Consider the following 17,875-nt stretch of genomic DNA (forward strand, 5'->3'; position numbering starts at 1 on the left):
CAGGCAATCAGCGGCTGATCGTACCTAGGCAGGAATGGCTGCCCAGTCGGTGACCGCATGGCGCCAGAGCCAGAAGTCGCGGTCAGCTGTCACCGCGGCCTGGACGTGGCCGGTGTCCCCGTCATGTACGGTCTGTCCTGCCAGGCGGTAGGTCATTGTGGCTGCTGAACGCGCCCATGTTGCGATGACCAGGTAGGGAAGCAGTTCCGGTTCCACGTTACGCAGCCGCAGGTGTTGCGCCAGGGGTTTCAAGGCCCATCCCCCGGGACTGAAGGCATTCTCGAAGGCCCGGAGCTGAAGGCGGCGGGAGGACAACGCATCTTCCTGCGACTGGCCAATGTACTGCAGGTAGAAAATCAGGTCATGGGCGGGCAGGCCATCAAGGCGCGAGCGTTCCCAGTCCACCACCTGGAGGCGGCCGTTCGGCTGCAGGAACAGGTTCTGGTAGCTGAGGTCACCATGTTCCACAACTGCCGGAAGCTGCTCGGCCCGCAGTGGCGCCAACACCTCATGGGTGCGGTCAATTAGCCGGGCCACTTCCGTGTCCGCCGGCAGCAGCGATGCCAGTTCGGCCAAGGGGCTGGCGATGGTCCGCTGGTACCAGTCCGTGTTTTCCGGCACCTGCCTGGTGCACGGCAGCGCAGCGACGAAGTTCAGGCCTGCGTCCAAGGCACGGGGAAAGTCCTGCACAACGAGGTGGGGCTCCAGCAGGCTGCCCACCACGGCGGTCTCAATCAGCACTGTCTGTCCCCCGACGTCCAGAACTCCCACAACTTCCGGAGCACCCTGTTCGGACCCTACTCCCAGCGACTTGAGCTGCAGCAGTACATCGGCTTCCTTGCGCACGCTTTCGTTGTCTCCAGGCTGGCGGGGGATCTTGACCACGAGCCGGGGAACCTGGGCGTCCGTGGAAAAAATGAGGGCCACTACGTGCCGGGAAGTGACAAACTGCGGCGTCAGCAGGAGTGTTTCCCACTGGCCGGTGAGGCCGAACTTCTTCAGCTCGAGCGCCCGGTAGTTATCGCGGAGGATCTGGTCAATGTATTTCACTGCAACTCCTGCCGGCCGGCTTCCGGTGCCCGTCGGCCAACAACGGTGCCTTCAGCGGCGGCCACATTGAACACGCCCAGGTTTAACGCAAGCCTCCCGATTGCAGCCTTGGCTTTTCCAAAGCGTACGCCCGAATAATGCGCCAGGGTATCTTGGACCGCAGTCCTCGACGCCGTAGGCACAAAGCGTGCTGGCCGTTCGAGTGTTGGCACATGCCAGTAGACCGCCACGTCATCGAAGCCTGACCTTTCCAGCGCCCGCTTCCACCCCGCGAGGGTGTACGGGCCCGGACGGGACCCAAATGAACGCCGAACCTGCAGGCAGATCCAGCCGCCCGGCCGGAGGGACCCCGCGGCGCTGGCAAACAGGCTCGCGTCCGGTTCGGAGAGCAGGACGACGTCGAATTCATTGGCCGGGGCGGGTCCGGGAGATGCCTCGATACGGCGGGCGGACGGGTCCAGCAGGGCGATCGCCGCCACCGCGTCGCTGCTGAGCCCGCCTCCATAGCCGAGCTTGTCAGGTTGGCTTACGGGAAGCAGGAAACGCCAATCCAGCAGCGTCCACAGATGCAGGGGGAGCGGTTCCGTACCGGCTTGCCCGTCCATTCCTTTGGGCGCGGCCACATCCCACAAGAGCCCGCTGGCCTTTACGCGGACCTGGGATTCTGATTGGCTGGCGTCCAGGACGTGCGCTGAGGGAATTTCCTCGGCCAGCTCCAGATACGCTTTGCGCCATTCCTCCAGTTTCTGGGGAGTGTGCTCACCCTTCCTGGCAAACATGACCTCGCCGGGGACGTCAAGGACCAGGACGAGGTCAGGGCGCGGCTGGAACCGCAGGGCCAGCGCATCCGTCATCGCGGCCAGGCGGCTTTCCGACTTCGAACCGGGGAGCAGGACATCGAATGCGAGGCGGTCCATCAGCACCACCCGGCCGCGGAGGGAGTAGTATCTCGCGGCAAGTCCGGCGCGGAATATCCGGAACACCTTCCTGACCAGGAACCCGCCACGGATCTTCTGGAGCCACCGGTCCATGGGACTGCTGGACCACAGTCCCATGTAGACATAGGCAGACGGCAGGGGGCAGCTGGAGCGGAGGCCGTGGAGCAGGGTGGTCTTGCCCGCCCCGTCGGGGGCCAGCACTCCTGCCACGGGCCCGCGGCCCTTGAGCTTGGGGCCGACCCGCCTCAGCGCCCTGTTGCCCGAGCCGATAAGCCACGGCGGAACCCTGGTGCCGGCCCACCGGCTTTTCAGGTCAGCCGAGGTGGCGGGGACGTCGTCGAAATTTTCGGACTGCAGAAGATTGAGCAGCGTTCCCGCTGTTCCGGTCCCAAATTTCCGGTCCAGGAACAGGGCGATGGGGTTTTCGGCCGTCGCCACGGCAGCTGCGGACCGGGCCGCCGGGACCTTGGCGGGAGTAACTGCACCCTTGTCGAGCACCAGGTGAAGGATATGGAGCCAGGCCTGGTCCTGGATTTCGGGCAGCCACAACGGCCCCAAGGCCACCCGTCGCCGAAGGCAGCCGGCGGCCAGGGCGGTCCCGAGCTCCTGGAACTGCCCAAAACTGATGTCCGAAACCACGTCCAGTTTGATCCAGAGATCCTCGTCCGCGAGGTAGCGGAAATAGAAGCGGTGGCTCCCGTGGCCCAGCGCGACCACGCGCCGGAACCCCACACCGGCAAGATGGCGGTCCAGGCCGGGCACCAGTTCAGCGGAAATAAGCAGGTCAACGTCCCCCGCAGGCCGCACCAAGTCGTCCTCACCCCGCAGCAGAACCCACGGCAGTCCGGACTTATCGAGTTCCCGGAACACCGCTATCAGTGCCGAATTAACCTTTGGAATGGCGCCTGAATTTATGCCATGTCGATATTTGCTGGCAAATTCCGACTCAGAATGGGAAACCGGAAGTTGGGGAGAATTCGACAATTCGCTCACCACTTCTTGATAGTTTGAATTTCGACGGCGCCCTGCCCGCTGCACGCAGGCAGGGCACCGCTGATCCGACGGCAGTCCCGAGAGCCTACCCCCTACCTAATGGGGCGGCACGAGTAGTGGGTACTCACATTTTTCGGCCCTGGCCCCGTGAACTACGTAGGTAAAGGGCATCAATCTGCCGGCTCGGCCGGGTATAGGTACCTTGCCGGCTGTCGTGGGCATTAGGTAGGGGAGGCCGTGGAGTGCGGGCCATTAGGTAGGTAGGGCATCCGCTCCCCTCTTGAGGAAAAGCAGGGGTGATCTTGAGCAAATACTAAGTGAACGATATATGGCGCTTTGCATAAATTCAGGGCTATATTCGCTTAACGGCTGGGAACCGTGCTGGAGGTGCAAGCCGACAGCCTGCCGACCCAATGGTTATATCCATAACCGGATGGCGGCATACAGTATTGGAACAACTACTAGCGAAAGAATTTGGTCTCCTTCTTCGAGGATTGGGGACCCATGTCATTGTTAGGGCGAAACAAGGAGCTGGACAGGCTTCTTTCGGTGATCCGCGGTCCCAAGGACACGGCCCTGGCGGTGATCGGTGGCCACGGGGTTGGAAAGTCGGCTTTGCTTTCAGAAGTCCCCACACTTTCCGACTACAAAACCGTTTTCCTCGGGGCAAGCGCGTTCGAATCCGACTGGCCTTTGTCCGGTGTCACGGCTCTCCTCAACGCCATGGATGATCCCGTACTCAACAGAATCGCTGATGAACTCCTGCGCGATACTGCCGGATCCCTGGACGTGCCGGCCATTTCCTCAATGCTCCTCAACGGCCTGCACCAGCGCGCATCCTCCCGGACGGTCATCGTCATCGATGACGCAGACCAGCTGGATCCGGGCAGCCAGGCGGTGATCGGCTTCCTGGCCCGCCGCCTGTCCGGAACGGACATTGCCATGTTCGTATGCCTCCGTGACGAAACACCCGACAGCCCGTTCAGCGGCCTGGCTGTGCTGCACCTCCAGGCGCTGAGTTACAGCGACACCGTGAGGATGCTCGAAGCAATCCCCGCACGACAAGCCACGACGGCGGCCGCCCACGCAGTTGCCGCAGCGACCCGTGGAAACCCGCTCGCCGCCGTCGAACTTTATGCCCGGCTGCTGGAACGGCAGGCCGAGGGAAAGTTCGCCCTCCCGGTTCCCCTGCCCGGCAACGGCAGCTTCGAGGCGGAATTCGCCTTGGTGGTGGGCGGACTGACCGCGCCGGCACGGAACGTGCTGGATCTGCTGTCCCTCTCATGCCGGAGCGACATCACCACGCTGGAAAAGATCAGCAAGGATGTGTGGACCGGCGTGGACGAACTGCTGGCCTGCGGGATTGTGCACCGCACTGGCCCGCACCTTGCAATCCGGGACCAGCTGCTTCGCGGGTACGTCTTTGGCGCCATGACCCCGGCAGTCCGCACGGCCAACCACCGGGCGTTGGCGGACGCGTGCCAGGACACTGACCCGTACGCCCGCAGGTGGCATCTGAGCTTCACGGCGCTGGAACGGCAGACCCCGTTCGGTTTGCTCCGCCATGCCGTGGACCTGATCCGGGGCGGCGAACTGTCCTTCGCTGTGGAGTACGTTGAACGCGCCCTGACCATCAACCCCTGGGAAGCGGAAACAGCGGCACGCCTGGCGGCGATCGCTGAGCTGCTGTTCAACCGGGGTGAGTTCGTTTACGCCCGGCGCTACCTGGAATGGGCACAGCGGGTGACCCGGAATCCTGCCTTGATCCTGCGGCTGACGGGGCTCTCCTTCGAAATCGACTTCATCCAGGGGGGAGCAGTCCGTTCCAGCATGGTGCTGCGCCTGGTGAAGGAATTCGGCCAGCACGATCCTGCCTTCGCCGCCAATCTCCTCGCCGTCGCCGCGGTGTACTACGCGGAACGCTGGGAATTCCAGGATGCGTGCGAGCTTCTCCAGTACGCCGGCAATTTCCTGGACGCGGCATCAGCCGAGTGCCTTGAGCTTACGGAACGTGCCAGGCTGCTCACCGAGTCCACCAGCGGCGACGGGGTCCAGCCCGGACGCAAGTACACCCTCGAGGGCGGCTCCGTGGCCGGCCTCCTGATCCAGGGCCGTGCCTTCAGCTACGCGGAGCGCTACGACCAGGCGCAGGAACTCTTTGCCATGGTGCGGACCTCTACACGGGACGCCCACGTGAACTGGCGGGAAACGGCCCTGTTCCTGGCTGTAGACAACGAGATCAGGGCAGGAAACGTCCGGACGGCGAGCAAGCTGATGGATGACCTTGAACTTTTTGAACCCGAGTTCAAGTACCACCGCGGGCTCCGCCACGTTTTCCGGGTCTGGCGCGCCCACGCGCTGGGGGATGAAACCCTCGCCCACAGTTACGCGGCCGAGGCACAACGCTTCGCCGGCGCCGAAAGCCACCCGGCCATCACCGCCCAGCTTGCTGCCTGGCAGGGCCACTTCGCACTGCTTCGGGGTGACCTGGCAGAATCCCTTGCCCAGCTCTCACGCGCGGCCGAGATTGGCACGAGTTTCACCAATCCCACGCTGCTGCGCTGCGACGCGGACCTCGTGGAGGTACTGGTCCGGCTGGGACGCCACCGGGAAGCAACCCAGGCCCTCCTCAGCCTGGAGAGCCGTTCCGTCGGATTGCGTTCACCGTGGCTGATGATGGCGGTTGCCCGCAGCCGTGCCATCCTTGCGGACGGTGAGCAGTCGCTGCAGTTGTTCGGCCAGGCCCTGGACAGCAGGAACTCGCGTGATTCGTTGCTTGAACGGGCAAGGACCATGCTGTGTTATGCAGAACGGCTGAAGGCACTTGGCCGCCTGCGGGATGCCCGCGACGGTCTTCTGCGGGCCAAGGTCATGTTCGACGAAGTTGGTGCCAACGCGTGGATCCAGCACGTGGATGCGCTCCTGCTGGACGAACGGGTGGAAGCACCTGGCCCACAGGGAAACCCGGCCATGCTGCTCCTCGCTGACCACGAACGCGTCCTGGCAAGAATGGTTGCCCGGGGCATGCGCAACAAGGAGATCGCCTCAACCCTCTTCGTTTCCGTGAGGACCGTCGAGGTGAGGCTGACCGCCATCTACCGCAAGCTCGGGGTTGAGTCACGCGCCCAGCTGACTGCCCTGGCTGCCAGCAAGGAAAAGGCGGCTCCGGAGCCGTACATCCTGCCGGTTCTCTAGTGCCGGCTGCAGCTGCTGCAGCTACCCGCATTATCCACAAAATTCCTTCGCGGGACCCACAAAGGGCCCGTGCAAACCCTCCGCAGGTGGCTTTCCGTGACTAGTTTTGCTTCACGGCAAGAGCACAAGCGGACATACCGGAAGGGGTCACCATGGCAGAAGCACCCGTCACCGGACAGCGGCGTCCCATGTTTTACGGGACCAAACGCTCAGCGCTCACCGGCAGCCTGGCAGGCGAGCGTCCCGCCTTGGCGGGCGACGGTCCTGCCCCGGGAGTATCTCCCGGCTACCGCCCGGCCGTCAGCCTTGTCCCCCCGGCGCTGGACCGCAAGGCGTCCTCCGCGGACTGGATTTCGGTCCACATCAACCTGTTGCGTGTCACGGACTCGCTGCTGATCGCCGGGGCGGTCGCCCTCGGCTACCACCTTGCCAGTCCAGGGCTTCTGAGCAGGACATCAACGGCCGCCGGGATCGCGGCGAGCGTTGCGCTGGCACTGATCTGGATCGCTGCACTGGAAATCTACAGGACACGCGATCCCAAAGTCCTGGGCGTCGGTGCAGACGAGTACAAACGGGTCATTTCGGCCACCTTCCGGCTCTTTGGCCTAATTGCCATTGCTTCCGTCGTCTTCTCGATCCAGAGCGGCGCCACCATGTTCGCCGTGGCCTTACCGGTGGGCACCGTGTCGCTGACCGCCAACCGCTGGCTTTTCCGGCGCCGGCTGGCGACTGAAAAAGCCAAGGGGCGGCACCTGTCACGGGCCATCGTCGTCGGCGAACCCGAGGACGTCCGGTACGTGGTCCAACAGATCGAAAAGAAGTCCGGCCCCGTCTACAAGATCCTCGGCGTGTGCCTTCCCGGTTCGCGCCGGGGGGCCAGGCTGCGCGTGGGCGAGCAGCTGGTGCCCGTCCTTTCTTCCACGGATGACATTTCCCGGACTGCCCGCCTCGCGCAGGCCGATGCCGTGATCGTTGCCGGGCCCCTCCCGGGCGGGAACAAGTTCATCCGGGAACTGGGGTGGAGGCTGGAGGAATGCTCTGCCGAGATGGTGCTGGCAGCAACCCTCACGAACGTCGCGGGGCCGCGTATCCACTGGCGCCCTGTGGAAGGTCTTCCGCTCATGCATGTGGACATTCCCCAATATTCCGGCGGCAAGCACGTCCTCAAGCGGGTCATGGACGTTGTCCTTGCCGGTGCCGCCATCACCGCACTTTCGCCGCTGTTGCTGCTCCTTGCCGTCATCGTCCGGCTGGACAGCCCGGGTCCCGTCCTGTTCCGCCAGGACAGGATTGGCAAGGGTGGCCAGACCTTCGGCATGTACAAGTTCCGGTCCATGGTGGTGGATGCCGAGGAGCGCCAGGCCGTGCTGCACGAGACCAACGAAGGTGCCGGGGTCCTGTTCAAGATGCGCAATGATCCCCGGGTCACGCGGTGCGGGCGGTGGATGCGGAAGTACTCCCTGGACGAACTCCCGCAGCTCTGGAACGTCGTCCTCGGCGACATGAGCATGGTGGGCCCGCGCCCTCCCCTTGCACGCGAAGTCAGCGGGTACGAGCAGCACACCCACCGGCGCCTCCTCATCAAGCCCGGCCTCACTGGCCTCTGGCAGATCAACGGGCGCTCGGACCTGTCCTGGGACGAGGCAGTGCGCCTGGACCTCTACTACGTCGAAAACTGGTCAATCCCGGGTGACCTGCTGATCTTGTGGCGGACTTTCCGTGCCGTCATCCAACCTTCCGGCGCCTACTGACGGTGCCTGCTGACGGCGCCTACTGACAAAGAGGATGAGAATGGAAGCTTTCGCTAAGGACTTCGGTCGCGGCAGGGACGGCGTTAACGCAGACAGGTTGCGTATCGCGGTGGTTGGCGCAGGTTCCCGCGGAGCAGGCATGGCCGAAACCCTCCAGGCCAGCCCGGACTGGGATCTGGCAGCCATCTGCGACGTGGACTCCCGCCGGGCCGGGACAGTCTCGGAAAAGCTTGGCGGTGCGCCCTGGTTTGAGGCCATCGACGAATTGCTGGACAGCGTGGAAGTGGATGCGGTGGCGATCGCCACCCCCCTCCGCGCCCTGTTCGGAACCGGAATGACTGCGTTGCGGGCAGGCAAGCACGTCCTGGTGGAACAGCCGTTGGCGGACAGCCTGGAGCGCGGGCAGCAGATGGCTGCCGAGGCGGACGCCAAGGGCGTTGTGCTGATGGCAAACAAGGCCCAGTGTTTCGAGCCTGCCGTGCAAAAGATGCAGAAGTTGGTGGGCAGCGGATCCCTGGGCGATATCCTTTTCGTCGAAGCGGTGCGGACCGAAAGCAACCTGGCCCGGACTGACCGGGACGTCTTCTGGGACCTGGCCCCGGACAGCCTTGCCCTCCTTGACTATGTGTTCGCCGGGCGGCTCAACCCCCAGGGAGTTTCGGCGCTCGGGGGTGACCCGCTGGGAACCGGCCGCGACTGTGTTGGACACGTGGTTTTCCGGCTTCCCAACGACGCCACGGTGCACCTGCACGTCAACAACCTGAGCCGCGTGAAAAGCCATCAGCTGGTCATTGCGGGTTCGCAGCTTGTCCTGGTGTGGGATGCCACGCTTCCACAGGAACAGCTGGGCATCTTCGACTCCGATTCGTCCACGCAGCAGCGGCGGCGCTCCCCGTACTGGGCGGAGCCGGGCGCACTTCAGGTGCCGGCCGAAGATGGACAGGCGCCCGCCTTCGGGCAGGAGGCGCGGGACCGCGTGGCTGCCGAGTTCGCCCGCCGGGCGCGCGGGCACCAGCGGGCACCGTCCACCAATACGTCCGGCCTGCGGGTCCTTGGCATGTTGGAGGCCGTGACCCGCAGCAGGGGCCTCGAAGGCCAGGCGTCGAGCATCCACGTACCAGGGCCCGAGGACTACCAGCAGCAGGCCGCAGGCTCCTGGCTTGAAAGCGTCCTGTGGTCCAGGTGACACGAACTGCCGGTCTCCGTTCCGTTCCTCCTAGGAAAGATGGTGCCTCGTGGCCACCGAATCAGCTGTTGCACGCATCGAAGTAATGAAGCCCTGGCTGGGCCAGGAGGAAGCTCATGCGCTTGCCGAGGTGGTCTTCTCCGGATGCGTCACCCAAGGTCCGAAAGTCAAGGAGTTCGAGGTCGACTTCGCAGCCGCGCAGGGGGCCAGGTTCGCAGTAGCCACGTCGAGCTGCACCACCGCGCTGCATTTGGCCCTCGTGGTGGCGGGAATCGGTCCCGGTGACGACGTTGTTGTACCGTCGCTGTCGTATATCGCTACGGCCAACGCCGTGACGTACGTCGGCGCACGCCCCGTCTTCTGCGACGTGGATCCTGCCACCGGCAACGTGACCGCGGAGACCATCCACGCCGCCCTGACCCTGGACACCCGGGCGGTGATCGTGGCGGACCAGGGCGGAGTGCCCGTGGACCTGGACCCCATCCGCGATCTGTGCGACCGCCACGAAATCACGGTGATCGAAGACGCTGCCTGCGCGGTGGGCTCGCGGTACAAAGGAAAACCGGTGGGCGCCGGCGCCCACATCACCGTGTGGTCCTTCCATCCCAACCACATCCTCACCACCGGGGAAGGCGGCATGCTCACCACCCGGCGGGCGGACTGGGCGGCCCGGGCCCGGGCCCTGCGGGAACATTCAAGCAGCCTGGCAGCCCTCAACCGGGAAGAACTGTTCCTGTCACCCCGCGAGGTCTGCCTCGAAGTTGGCTTCGACTACCGCATGACCGACCTGCAGGCCGCCGTCGGAATCATCCAGTTGCGGCGGCTGCCGGAAATGGTGGAACGGCGCCGGAAGATCGCGGGCATGTACGTCGACGCCCTCAAGAGCCTCAAAGGCCTGAGGATCGTGTCCGATCCTCCGTACGGCACCACGAACTACCAATCCCTGTGGCTGGAAGTCCTCCCGGGGTTCCCCATGACCCGCGAGGCCCTGCTGGAAAGACTGGCCGACGCCGGCATCACGGCACGGCGCGGGGCGTACGCCGCGCACCGCCAGCCGGCGTACCGCTGGCGCGACAACGGCAACGCCAGGCTGCAGTCCACGGAGCGGCTGAGCGACCGCACCCTGGTCCTCCCCGTGTTCCATGAGATCGACTCGTCCAGCATCAACCGCGTCATCAACGCCATCCGGAACGCAGCGCACCCGGTGGGCACGTGAGTGAGCTGATCCTTATTTCCGTGAGCGGCCTTGCCCGTGAAGTCCTGGCGATGGTGCGCAGCAGTGGCCAGTACGACGTCGTTGGCCTGCTGGATGATGACAAGGAGATGGCAGGTGTCACCGTGGACGGGGCGCCTGTCCTGGGGAGCATCGATGATGCCGCCAACTACACCCATGCGTTCCTGCTGGTGTGCCTGGCGTCCGGGAAGGCCCGGGAAGCCGTGGTGGACCGCCTCACGTCCCTGGGCATCCATGAATCGCGGTACGCAACGGCGGTGGATCCTTCGGTGCAGTACCCCGAAGGCTGCCGGATAGGGCGGGGAAGCATCCTCTTGCGCAATGTCACCCTGACAGCCGCCGTCACCCTTGGCTCACACGTGGTGGCAATGCCCTCGGTGACTTTCACCCACGACGACGACGTGGCGGACTTTGCGACGTTCGGCGCGGGCGTGTCGTTGGGCGGCGGAGTCCGGATAGGGAAGGCTGCCTACCTCGGCATGAATTCCAGCGTCCGTGACAGGACGTCGGTGGGCGACTATGCCACCGTGGGCATGGGCGCTGCCGTGCTCAGTAACGTCCCTGCCGGAGAAACGTGGGTTGGAGTCCCCGCCCACGAAATCGACCAGCACCTGTTCGCTTTCGGAAAGGAACCGTCCCGCTAGACGGCCGTCCGGAAGAACAGCCCGGTCACCGCGGCCAGGCGCCAGGGATCCTCCACGCCGCACAGCTCCCGCGCGGAATGCATGGAGAGCAGTGGAACGCCCACGTCCACCGTCCGGATTCCCAGGCGGGTGGCGGTCAGCGGACCGATGGTGGAACCGCATGGAATCGCATTGTTGGACACGAACTCCTGGTAGGGCACGCCGGCATCGGCACACAGCCGGGCCCACAGCGCTGCGCCGGGGGCGTCAGTGGCGTAGCGCTGGTTTGCATTGATCTTCAGGAGCGGTCCGCCGTTGAGCACCGGATGGTTGGCGGGGTCGTGCCGCTCCGCGTAGTTGGGGTGCACGGCGTGTCCGGCGTCTGCGGACACACAGAACGACGCCGCCAGTGCCTGCCGCCGCTGGCTCACCGTGGCGCCCAGCCCGTCAGAGATCCGGACCAGGACATCCTCAAGAATGGGACCGCAGGCACCCGAGCGGGAATTTGAGCCGATTTCCTCATGGTCGAACGCCGCCAGGACGGCGATCGGGCTGCCGGTGCCGGGCGCGGACGCATGTGCGATCAGCGCCGCCAGCCCCGCATGGGTGGAGGACAGGTTGTCCAGGCGCCCGGAGGCAAAGAACTCACTGTTGCCCCCGAAAACCGAAGGGGCCTGCGTGTCCGCCATGACGACGTCGTACCCGCCAATTTCGGCAGCGTCCACGGACGCGCCGGAAACGTGGGACGCCAGCACGGCCAGCAGGTCGGTATCTGAAGGATTGCCGAGCCCCCACACCGGATTCATGTGCCGCTGCTTGTCCAGTGCCAGGCCGTCGTTGACAGCGCGGTCCAGGTGGATGGCCAGCTGCGGGAACCGGAGCATCGGCCCGGTGGCGGTCAGGTGTTCGGTGCCGTCCAGCATGACCAGGCGTCCGGCCAGCTGCAGCTCCCGGTCAAGCCAGGAGTTCAGCAGCGGTCCGCCGTACACCTCCACGCCCGCCTGCAGCCAGCCGTGGGCCCCTGTGGTGGGCTTGGGCTTGAGCTTGAAGGTGGGCGAATCCGTATGCGCGCCCAGGATGTTAAACCCGGTGGCCGGCCCTGCCCCTTCGGGAACAACCCAGGCAATCAGCGCGCCGTCCCGGATGATGAAGTACTGTCCCGGTCCGCCCTCCCAGGGCTGCAGTTCGTCCAGGCGCGCAAAGCCCGCCTGCTCCAGCCGCCGCCCCGCCTCGTGCACGGCGTGAAAGCTCGACGGCGATGCGCTGACGTAGGCGCCAAGGTCCTGGATATGGTCTGCGGCGGAGGCAAGGGAAGGCATGGTCTCGAGTCTAGACGGCGTTGGGCCGCGGATCTCAGTAGTCCGGGTTGCTCGGCACCACCAGGCCGGTTTCGTACGCGTAGACAACGGCCTGGACCCGGTCGCGCAGGTGCAGCTTGGTGAGGATGCGGCGGACGTGGGTTTTCACGGTCGCTTCCGAGAGGTAGTACCGGTGGGCGATTTCTGCGTTGGACAGCCCCTCAGCCATCGCCTCCAGCATTTCCGTTTCCCGCGGGGTCAGGTCCGCCAGCAGGGGGTCAGGTGCAGGAACGGCCGGGGCCGGGCGGGCGGCACCCCGGACATATGTTTCCAGCAGCCGCTGCGTGACGCGCGGCGCCACCACGGCGTCCCCGCTGGCCACCACCCGGACAGCGCTGACTAACTCCGACGGCGCCACGTCCTTGAGGAGGAAGGCCGAGGCTCCTGCCTGGAGGCCGGCAAAGGCATACTCGTCCACGTCGAAGGTGGTCAGGATGATGATCCGGGCACAGGAACCGGAGGCGGTGATGGCGCGCGTTGCCTCGATGCCGTCCAGCACGGGCATGCGGACGTCCATCAGCACCACGTCCGGGCTCAGCTCCCGGGCCTGCCGCACCGCGTCGGCCCCGTCCGAAGCTTCCCCAACAATCCTCAGATCCTCTTCACCCTCCAGGATCAGGCGGAATCCCATCCGCAGCAGCGGCTGGTCATCAGCCAGCAGGACGTTGATGGGTGCGTTCCCGGTCATGGGTTGCCTTGCAGTTCGTAGGGGCGGATGGAACCGGTGGAGTCGTCCTCGGGCCAGGACAGCACGGCGTGCACGCGCCAGCCCCGGCCGCTGGGCCCCGCTTCCACGGAACCGGAATAGATCCTGGAGCGTTCAGCCATCCCGGCCAGCCCCTGTCCGGATCCGTGGGAACCAGCAGCACCGGACGGGGAAGTACCTCCATCCTGGGCGGGATGCCCGGTCACTCCGGAGCCGTCGTCGAGCACGTCAATGGTCACCGTGGAGCCGGAGCGGACTACGGTGACATCCACCCGGGTCAGGGCGCGGCCGTAGCGGAGCACGTTGGTAAGCGATTCCTGAACGATCCGGTACACCGTGAGCTGGAACGCAGCATCGCCGGGCAGGGCAGGCCCGGTGTGGGAGTAGTGCAGCGGCAGGCCCGCGGTGCGGAAGCCGTCCAGCAGGCTGGCCAGGCTGTCCCCGGCAGTCAGCGGCGGCCGGGGCGCAGCGGTGCCCGTGTCATCACGCAGGACGCCCAGGACCCGGCGCATGTCAGCGAGGGCGGTGCGTCCCGTCCGGGACAGTTCGCCGAGCACCTCGCCGGCACGCTCCGGGCTTTTCCGGACCACAACGGCGGCACCGTCGGACAGGCTGATCATCACCGTCAGCGAGTGCGCCACCACATCGTGCATTTCGCGTGCAATCCGGTTCCGTTCGTTGACGGAGGCAAGACTCGCGGTCCGGGCGGCCCAGGCGGCGACCTCCTGCTCGTGCTCACGGCGTTGCCGGACGCTGATTCCGAGGCCGGTGGCCAGGATGTTGGACAGGGCGATGCTGGCGCCGGTGGCGATGCTGGTCAGGAGGTGGAAGTCGCCCGGGTTGACTCCCGGATCGTGGACGAAGGAGTTCTCCATGGGTCCCACGGCCGCCAGGAGATAGAGGAGTGCCAGCGGGGCCGTAGCCGCGGCCATGGCGATGAGTGCGAAGCGGCGGCTGTGGGCCAGAGCCACGGCATACAGCGAGAACCACAGTCCCGCGGATACGTTGGAGCCCCAGGGGTGGAGCAGGGTGACCGCTACCTCCACCACAGCGACAAAGGCCACAAGGCCCACGGGATAGAACCGCCGCAGGAACATGGACCCCGCCACCAGCACCAGCAGGGCGGCTGCAAGCCAGTTGCCGGACCTGGCCGCGTCCACCACGGTGGGTGCCACCAGGAGGCTGTAGCTGGCGGCCACAACAGCGTCCATGACCAGTGGGCGCCGCTGCAGGTACCGGCGAAGCCGTCCTTTGCGCCTCGCCGTGAGCTCGGCAAAGGACGCGTCGGCCTGCCCGGCCGGCGCGTCCTTAACAAATGCCGTTTGGTTCATACGTCGGGGTCGCCCGTTCCGTGGATGCTAGACGTCGCGCTTCTTCAAGATGATCATGGCTGCAGCCACAGGAACAACCACCCACACACCAAGCCACGTCCAGGCCTGCCAGACCTCCAGTGCGTCTTCCGCGGGCGAGGCTGTCACGATCCGTTCAAAGAGGCTGTCCGGCAGGTACTTCCGCGCTTCCTCGAAGAATTCCCCGGGGATGAGCTGGAAGGCGATGGGGACCACGAAGAACAGCCCCACCAGTGACATGATGCCCCCTGCTGAATTGCGCAGGAGTGTCCCCAGGGACATGCCGATTGCCGCCACTGCTGCCACGTACACACCGCTGACCAGCAGGAGGCGCCGGGAATGGTCGGAACCGAGGTCGATATCAAAACCGTAGTTGTCCAGGATGGGGGTGGCTGCCACGTACGCGAGCAGGGACGACGCCACGGTCACCACGAAGGCACATGCCGTCACCACCAGCAGCTTCGCGATGAAGGCCGGGGTACGTTTGGGCACCGCCGAGAAGGTGGACCTTGCCATGCCGGTGGTGAATTCCGAGCTCATGAGCAGAACCGCCAGCGATCCGATAATGAGCTGCGCGAACGCGATGCCGGATGTCGGGATTCCCGCCGTAAGGTCAGCGCCCTGGGCGGCGAAGGCCGCACCTGCCTGGGGATCGTTTCGGGATGCCTCGGAAAACTGTCCGATGCCCCAGGCATTCAGGGCGGCAAAGCCCACCATCACCAGCACGGTGGACCCCACCAGGATCAGGGTGGAGAGGAGGGTCCGGAACTTGATGAACTCCGAGTTGAGGACGCGCAAGAAGCTGGGACCGGGACCAGCCGTGCCCTGCGGCCGGCTGGATTGAAGTGCTGCTGTGCTCATTGCTGTCCTCCGGTATGGGTGGGCGCCGCAGCTCCCGTGGTGATGAGGGAGTGGTACTCCACCTCGTCCTTGGTCAGTTCCATGTACGCCTCCTCGAGGCTTGCCTGGAGGGGAGTGAGCTCGTAGACCATGATCCTGTTGTCCAGGGCTGTCCGGGCGATGTCCCTGGCGGGCAGGCCCGTTACCTCAAGGAGTTCGTGGTCCTGGACCTCTACGGAGACGCCGTCGTCCGCGAGCAGGCGCATGAGCTGCTCCGGCTGGTCCGTCCGGACGCGGGCACGGGACTGGCCCTTGCCCGTGATGATTTCGCCGATGGGGGCATCAGCAATGATCCTGCCGCGGCCAATGACAATCAGGTGGTCGGCGGTCATGGCCATCTCGCTCATCAGGTGACTGGACAGGAACACTGTCCGCCCTTCCGATGCCAGGTACTTCACCAGGTTCCGCACCCAGACCACACCCTCCGGGTCCAGGCCGTTGACTGGCTCGTCGAGGATGATGGTCTGGGGATCTCCCAGCAGTGCAGCGGCAATGCCCAGCCGTTGCCCCATTCCAAGGGAGAACCCCTTCACTTTCTTTTTGGCCACCTCCCCCAGGCCTGTCATCTCGATGACCTCCTGGACCCGCTTCCTTGGAATACTGTGGGTCGCGGCCATGGCCAGGAGATGGTTGTACGCGGTGCGGCCGGTGTGGACGGCCTTGGCGTCAAGGAGTGAGCCCACTTCGCGCAGGGGTGCGGCATGCTGCGCGAACGGCACCCCGTTCACGGTGACGGAACCCGACGTCGGCCGGTCCAGTCCCATGATCATCCTCATGGTGGTGGACTTTCCTGCGCCGTTGGGTCCCAGGAAGCCGGTAACGCGGCCTGCCTGGACGGTGAAGCTGACCCCGTCCACGGCGGTTTTATCGCCGTAGACCTTGGTCAGCCCTGTTGCCTCAATCATGGAATGTTCCTTCGAACGGCAGCTTGTGGACTGCGGGATGCGTTGCAGAAGACTGGTACGTATGCACCACGCTACCCACGCCCGGGGCGGATTACGCCGGTCTCAGGGATGATTCAGGGACAGGTCAGGGTAGTCCCCTTGGATGACCGGTGGTCACCGGGGCTGTGGCGAGTAGTAGGCAAGGGTCCTGCGGCGCACCGTGTACTCGACGCTGCGCACACCGGCCAGCGCCTCACCGTCCACCGCCAAAGCCATCGGCGACCCGCCGGCATCGATGCGCACCCGGGTTGCCTCTGAGAGATGGGTGATGCGCGAAGTTGCCACGGTACCCGTCAGCACCGACCACAGCAGCCGTAGCCGGGCGAATGACTCGTCTGCCGTGATCATGCGGACGTCGAGCACGCCGTCGTCCATCACGGGCCGGAACAAGGGGGCGTGGTCACGCGGGTAGTACCGGCCCCGCCCCACATAGGCGATCCACACCTTGTGCCGCCTGCCGTCGACACTGAGGGTGGTGGGGGTTCCGGCCGCGAAGGTACGGAACATCGCCACCACCCCGGCCAGCGGCTTTCCCAGCGCAGGCTGCAGCTGTTCCCGGCGGCGCACGAAGTTCGGGTACAGGCCAATACTTGAGGTGTTCAGCATGGTCAGCTGTGCCCTTTCCGGGCTGCCGGCCAATCCGCGCTCCACCGTGACGATCCCTATGTCTGCCAGCGCCGCCTCTCCCCTGGAAGCGGCGGCTACGGCCTCCTTGAGGCTCCCGGTGCCGGCGTCCCGGGCAAAGTGGTTCAGGGTACCGCCGGGGAGGACCAGCAGGGGCAGGGAACGCTCGACGGCGGCAGCTGCCGCCGCTCCGACGGTTCCGTCGCCGCCCCAGACCCCAAGGGCACGGGTGCCGGGATGCTCGGCTGCCTGCCGGATCTCGCGGAGCAAGTCCTGGTCAGGATGGACGGACATAATATGCGCTTTGGGGAATACCTCTTGCAGGGCGGCAGCCGTCTCCTCCGTGAAGGACCCGCCGAGGGTGTTGACCACGATGCTGAGCCCCATGCCGCCGGGTAGTTCCGCTGCTGTGGTCCACGTTCGCGCCACGTCCGGGAAAGGGGGGCGCACCGGCCACCACGTGCGCGTCAGGAGGGCAGCGCCGGCCCCCAGGACAGAGCCGAAGAAGACATCCGAAGGCCAGTGGGCTCCGGTGTGGACGCGCGAATAGGCGACGCCTGCCGCCACCGGAGCCAGCACGGCCCCAATGACGGGCTGGACGAGTCCTGTACCCACGGCGAAAGCGACGGCCGACGCAGAGTGCCCGGATGGCATGGAGGAACTTGTCGGCTGGGGGTGGACGAACCGGAACACCGGAAGATGTTCCGGCAGCGGCCGCGCCCGGGGGAGCAGGGTTTTGAAAACACCGTTTGTGACGGCGGAAGCCACTGCCTGGGCGATGAGGCCGTGCAGTGCCGCACGGCGCGGCCGTCCCGGAAAGGCGGCCATCGCTGCGGCAGCCGCAATCCAGAGTTTTCCGTGGTTCGCGGAGGCGGAGAGGCGGCGGAAGAAGGCATCATGGTTGCCTCCCGGAAGATCCGAGACATGCCGCACCAGGTATCTGTCCAGGCGGCTGATCCAACGATGGCTTCCGCGCCAGGTGTTCTGCATTCCATCACCCTACCGTCCGGTGAATGGAGGTTCT

13 protein-coding genes are annotated in these 17,875 nt (G+C 65.5%); 5 read left to right on the forward strand and 8 right to left on the reverse strand.

Annotated elements, in window-relative coordinates; genetic code table 11:
- Positions 1–24 precede the first annotated feature (24 nt).
- Both IEX33_RS05465 and IEX33_RS05470 read right to left on the reverse strand, forming a co-directional pair.
- Positions 25–1,050 carry an aminoglycoside phosphotransferase family protein gene (locus tag IEX33_RS05465; protein WP_188728412.1) on the reverse strand — a complete coding sequence of 342 codons (1,026 nt, stop codon included), beginning with the start codon at positions 1,048–1,050 and terminating at the stop codon, positions 25–27.
- Positions 1,047–2,795 (reverse strand): nucleoside/nucleotide kinase family protein, encoded by a 1,749-nt coding sequence (locus IEX33_RS05470; RefSeq protein ID WP_229675251.1) that lies wholly within the window; start codon positions 2,793–2,795, stop codon positions 1,047–1,049. The genes IEX33_RS05465 and IEX33_RS05470 overlap by 4 nt, the downstream gene beginning before the upstream one ends.
- A 690-nt stretch (positions 2,796–3,485) precedes the next feature.
- Between IEX33_RS05470 and IEX33_RS05475 the strand changes: the two genes are divergently transcribed.
- The 5 genes from IEX33_RS05475 (at position 3,486) to IEX33_RS05495 (ending at position 10,991) form a co-directional block, all read left to right on the forward strand.
- A complete protein-coding gene (locus IEX33_RS05475) occupies positions 3,486–6,176 on the forward strand; it encodes a LuxR family transcriptional regulator (protein ID WP_188728415.1) in 2,691 nt (896 codons plus the stop codon).
- 188 nt (positions 6,177–6,364) lie between these two features.
- Complete coding sequence (locus tag IEX33_RS05480) at positions 6,365–7,927, forward strand: sugar transferase (protein WP_181038133.1); 1,563 nt, start codon at positions 6,365–6,367, stop codon at positions 7,925–7,927.
- 40 nt (positions 7,928–7,967) lie between these two features.
- The gene (locus IEX33_RS05485) at positions 7,968–9,113 is read left to right on the forward strand and encodes a Gfo/Idh/MocA family protein (RefSeq protein ID WP_188728417.1); all 1,146 of its coding nucleotides are present in this window, start codon (positions 7,968–7,970) and stop codon (positions 9,111–9,113) included.
- 85 nt (positions 9,114–9,198) lie between these two features.
- On the forward strand, positions 9,199–10,329 hold the full coding sequence (locus IEX33_RS05490) for a DegT/DnrJ/EryC1/StrS family aminotransferase (RefSeq protein WP_188729169.1): 1,131 nt from the start codon (positions 9,199–9,201) through the stop codon (positions 10,327–10,329).
- The gene (locus tag IEX33_RS05495) at positions 10,326–10,991 is read left to right on the forward strand and encodes a NeuD/PglB/VioB family sugar acetyltransferase (protein WP_188728419.1); all 666 of its coding nucleotides are present in this window, start codon (positions 10,326–10,328) and stop codon (positions 10,989–10,991) included. Before IEX33_RS05490 ends, IEX33_RS05495 begins: the two co-directional genes overlap by 4 nt.
- Here IEX33_RS05495 and IEX33_RS05500 read toward each other — a convergent pair.
- The 6 genes from IEX33_RS05500 to IEX33_RS05525 all read right to left on the reverse strand — a co-directional run bounded on the left by IEX33_RS05500 (position 10,988) and on the right by IEX33_RS05525 (position 17,841).
- Positions 10,988–12,289 (reverse strand): M18 family aminopeptidase, encoded by a 1,302-nt coding sequence (locus IEX33_RS05500; protein ID WP_188728422.1) that lies wholly within the window; start codon positions 12,287–12,289, stop codon positions 10,988–10,990. The two genes, IEX33_RS05495 and IEX33_RS05500, sit on opposite strands and share 4 nt — an antisense overlap.
- Before the next feature lie 34 nt (positions 12,290–12,323).
- Positions 12,324–13,016, reverse strand: a complete 693-nt coding sequence (locus IEX33_RS05505) for a response regulator (protein WP_188728423.1) — start codon at positions 13,014–13,016, stop codon at positions 12,324–12,326.
- Positions 13,013–14,365, reverse strand: a complete 1,353-nt coding sequence (locus IEX33_RS05510; RefSeq protein WP_188728424.1) for a sensor histidine kinase — start codon at positions 14,363–14,365, stop codon at positions 13,013–13,015. The genes IEX33_RS05505 and IEX33_RS05510 overlap by 4 nt, the downstream gene beginning before the upstream one ends.
- Positions 14,366–14,392: 27 nt before the next feature.
- Complete coding sequence (locus IEX33_RS05515) at positions 14,393–15,244, reverse strand: ABC transporter permease (RefSeq protein ID WP_188728427.1); 852 nt, start codon at positions 15,242–15,244, stop codon at positions 14,393–14,395.
- The gene (locus IEX33_RS05520) at positions 15,241–16,188 is read right to left on the reverse strand and encodes an ABC transporter ATP-binding protein (protein ID WP_188728429.1); all 948 of its coding nucleotides are present in this window, start codon (positions 16,186–16,188) and stop codon (positions 15,241–15,243) included. The genes IEX33_RS05515 and IEX33_RS05520 overlap by 4 nt, the downstream gene beginning before the upstream one ends.
- Positions 16,189–16,341: 153 nt before the next feature.
- Positions 16,342–17,841 carry a bifunctional phosphatase PAP2/diacylglycerol kinase family protein gene (locus IEX33_RS05525; protein WP_188728431.1) on the reverse strand — a complete coding sequence of 500 codons (1,500 nt, stop codon included), beginning with the start codon at positions 17,839–17,841 and terminating at the stop codon, positions 16,342–16,344.
- Positions 17,842–17,875: the final 34 nt, after the last annotated feature.

The sequence above is a fragment of the Pseudarthrobacter scleromae genome (assembly GCF_014644515.1).
Lineage (GTDB): Bacteria > Actinomycetota > Actinomycetes > Actinomycetales > Micrococcaceae > Arthrobacter > Arthrobacter scleromae.